The following is a 4,004-nucleotide window of genomic DNA, read 5'->3' as shown; positions in this document are numbered from 1 at the left end:
GGGTGGCGGAGCGGCGGGGTGTTCCGGTGGCGTGGTCGTAGAGTTCGTCGAGGTCCCAGCCGCGGTTGGTGGGGAAGTCGGTGATGGCGTCGGTGCCGTCGGCGACCAGTTGCCACAGTTCTTCGGGTGAGGTGACCCCACCGGGGAACCGGCACGCCATCCCCACCACCGCGACGGGCTCGCCGGTGCCGGATGCCGTGGCCACCGCGGCCCTCGCCGCACCCGGTCTCTTTCCGGCCAGCTCTCGCTGGAGGTACTCGCTGACCGCCAGGGGGGTGGGATGGTCGAAGACCAGCGTGGCCGGCAACGGGAGGCGAGTGGTCTCGCTGAGCGCGTCGCGCAGTTCGACCGCGCTCAGCGAGTCGAATCCCAGATCCTCGAACGACTGGTCGAAGGCGATGTCCGCGGCAGAGGAATGGCCGAGTACGCGGGCCACCGAGCTTCGCACCAGTTCGGGCAGCCGTTCGGGCAGCGGCTTCCCCGGCCCGGCGAGGTTCGTCGACGGCGGCCCGGCTGCGGCGGGTCGCGCCCGTCGCGCGGGCGTGACCAGGCTCCCCAGGATGGGAGGCAGGGCCCCTGCCTCGAACCGCTCCCGCAGTGCCTGGTGATCGAAGAGCGCCGGGACCACCAGCGGCAGGCCGGAGACCAGAGCGGAGTCGAACGCGGCCAGTCCCGCGTCGGTCGGCAGGGCGGCCATCCCGGCCCTGGTCAGCCTGCTCAGCGCCGCGGGACTCAGCCCGGCGGTCATGGTGCTCTCCGCCGCCCACCGTCCCCAGGCGACGCTGAGGGCCGGCAGCCCGCGAGCCGCGCGCCGCTGGGCGAGCGCGTCCAGGAACGCGTTGGCCGCCGTGTAGCCGCTCTGACCCTGGTTCCCGAGCACGCCGGCTATGGATGAGAAGAGCACGAACCCGGCCAAGTCGCGATCCACGGTCAGATCGTGAAGGGCCCAGGCGGCATCCACCTTCGAGCGCATGACCCCGGCGAGCCGCTCGGGAGTCATATCGGCGATGAGGCCGTCGTCCGAGACCCCGGCCGCGTGGATGACGGCGGTCAGCGGGTGCTCCGCCGGAATGCCGGCCAGCGCTTCGCCCAGGGACGCGCGGTCGGCCACGTCACAGGCCCTGAGGGTCACGGTGGCTCCGTGCTCGCGAAGCTCGTCGGCGAGTTCGGCGGCGCCCTCGGCATCCGGGCCGCTGCGGCTGACGATCAGCAGGTGGCGGACACCGTGCCGGGTGACCACGTGCCGGGCGACCGCCTGGCCCAGAGTCCCCGTGCCGCCCGTGATCAGCACCGTGCCGTCGAGATCCCAGCCGAGGCCACCGTGCCGGTCCTCAGCCTGCGGTCGCAACCGGGGCGCGTACAGCGCATCGCCTCTCCAGGCGAGCTGCGGCTCCCCTGCGGCGACCGCGCGCGGGATCACGTCGTCGAGGTCACGTCCCGGATCAGCGTCGAGCACGATGAACCGCCCGGGATTTTCAGCCATCGCGCTCAGGAGCAGGCCCCGCCCGGCGGCGGTCACGGGATCGGGCGGGGCGTCGCCCGGCTCGGCCATGACCGCGCCGGGGGTGATGACGACGAGGGGTACGCCGCTGAATCGCGGGTCTGCCAGCCAGGTCTGTGCCAGGCCGAGCGCGTGGGAGGCGACCTCGTGGGCGCCGGTCACGGCATCGTCGGCCGCATCACCGGAGGGCAGCACGGTGAACGCGACCTGCGCCGCCGACAGCCCTGTGGTCAGCGCGTCGTTCAGCGGCACCGCGGTGATCTGTGGCCGGGGGCCGGAGGGGGCCAGCCGCGTCCAGCTCAGGCCATGAAGAAGGCCGCCGGAGCCGCCGCCCCAGTCGGCCGGGACTTCCCGGAACGCCACCCGGGCGACAGCGCCGACCGGTGCGCCTGTGCCGTCGGCGAGCGTGATCGCCACGGAGCCATCGCCGGCCGGAGTCAGCCGGACACGCAGGATGCCGTCACCCGCCCGGTCCAGGCGTACCCCCGACCAGGAGTAGGGCAGGCGCAGCGGTCCCGCCGTGTCCTCCACGGCCACGTGAAGGACCGCGTCCAGCAGCGCCGGATGGATCGGGTGACCGGTCGTGCTCAGACCTTCAGCCAGTACGACCTCGGCATAGAGGTCGTCGTCGCGACGCCAGGCGGCCCGGAGCCCGCGGAACGAAGGGCCGTAGGAATATCCCCGGCTCGCGAGCGTCTCGTAGCGACCATCGACGGCCATCGCGGTAGCACCCGCGGGAGGCCATTCCTCACTCGGTTCGGCCACCGGCGCCGCGCCGGCCGGAGCGAGGACCCCTGTGGCGTTCCGTATCCACGCGGCGTCGCCGTCGGCTACGCGAGAGTGAATATCGATCTTCCGGTGTCCCGCCTGGTCCGGCTCACTCACCGTCACGCGCAGCCGCATCAGCGCGTGGGCGGGCAAGGAGACCGGCTCGAGCAAAGTCAGCTCGTCCAGCGTGTCACAGTCGGTCAGCTCGCCCGCGACGAGCGCCAGGTCCACCAGCGCGCTTCCAGGGAGCAACGCGTGCCCGCCGATGACGTGCTCGCTCAGCCAAGGCTGGGCGTCGCGGGAGATCGTCCCGGTGAGCACGAGGCGGTCGCCGTCCACGAGGTCGATGCGGACGGAGGCCAGCGGATGCCCGGTTTCGTCGAGGCCGAGGCGGCGGGCGTCCGGGGGAGGGGGAACGTCCAGCCAGAATCGCCGGCGCTCGAACGCGTAGGTCGGCAACTCCACCCGGCGCGCGTGATCACCGAAGGTGGCCGTGTCCCAGCCGATCACGGCGTCGCGCAACCGCGTCTGCGCTGCGGCCACCGTGGCCGTGCGGTCCTCGGGGCGGCCCTTTCGCATCGTGGTGATGAAGGCCGGGACATCATTACGATCACGCGGAGGCACGCTCGCCCGCGCCATCGCGGTGACCATGTGCCCGGGGCCGATCTCCACGTAGGTGCTGACACCGAGCGCATCGAGCGTGCGGATTCCGTCGCAGAAGCGGACGGTGCGCCGGAGCTGATCGGCCCAGTGCTCGGGCGAGCATGCCCTGCTTCCCGCGAGCTCGCCGGTGAGGCTCGACACCAGGGGAATGGACGGCGGCCTGAACGAGAGGAGGCCGGCGACCCGGCGGAACTCGTCGATCACGCCGTCCATGTGAGATGAGTGAAAGGCGTGGCTCACCGGCAATGCTGTGACCTTGCGCCGGCGGTCCCGCCAGTGGGCCGTGACGACGCCGACCGCTTCCGAGTCCCCTGAGATCACGGTGGCGGCAGGGCCGTTCACCGCGGCGATGGCCACGGCAGTCATCCCCAGCATGGCCAAGGACGCGTCCACCTCGGCCTCCGGCGCTTCGATCGCGGCCATGGCACCCCCGGTCGGCATCCGCTGCATGAGCCGGGCACGCGCGGCGACGAGGGTGCAGGCGTCGTCCAGGTCGAGGACGCCCGCGACATGCGCGGCCGCCAGCTCGCCGATGGAATGACCCAGCAGGTAGTCGGGAGTGACGCCCCGGGCCTCCAGCATCCGGTAGAGGGAGACTTCGAACGCGAACAGGGCGGTCTGCGTGAAGACCGTCTGATCGAGCTGCTCCGCCTCACCAGAGTCCTCGTCGGCGAACATCACCTCGCGCAGCGGACGTGGCAGGTGCTCGTCCAACCGCGCGCATATGGCGTCTGTGGACTCGGCGAATTCGGGGACGCGCTGGTACAGCTCGCGTCCCATTCCCGCCCGCTGGCTGCCCTGGCCCGCGAACAGGAACGCGACCGGGGCCGACCCGCTCGTGTGCTTGCGGACTACGTCCCCCTCGCCGCGGGCGACCCTCTCCAGCTCCTTTCGCAGCTCACTGAGGCCGTCGGCGACCACGGCAGTGCGGTAGTCCAGATGAGGCCGCGTGGTGAGCAGCGAGAACCCGAGGTCTGGCAGCGATTCGTTCTCCAGGCCCGCGATGTGCTCGACGAGCCGGTGGGCTTGGTGGCGGAGGGCGGTTGGGGTCTTGGCGGAGAGGAGGTAGGGG

At 71.9% G+C, this 4,004-nt stretch carries 1 protein-coding gene; it reads right to left on the bottom strand.

The genetic code is table 11. From position 1 onward, the window contains the following. Window positions 1-4,004, bottom strand: a 4,004-nt coding sequence (locus tag NDW01_RS42590; protein ID WP_252830373.1) for an SDR family NAD(P)-dependent oxidoreductase, incomplete at both ends; no start/stop codon positions are given.

Source organism: Actinoallomurus soli (assembly GCF_024055715.1).
GTDB lineage: Bacteria > Actinomycetota > Actinomycetes > Streptosporangiales > Streptosporangiaceae > Actinoallomurus > Actinoallomurus soli.
This window is presented reverse-complemented; position numbering and strand designations above follow the sequence as displayed.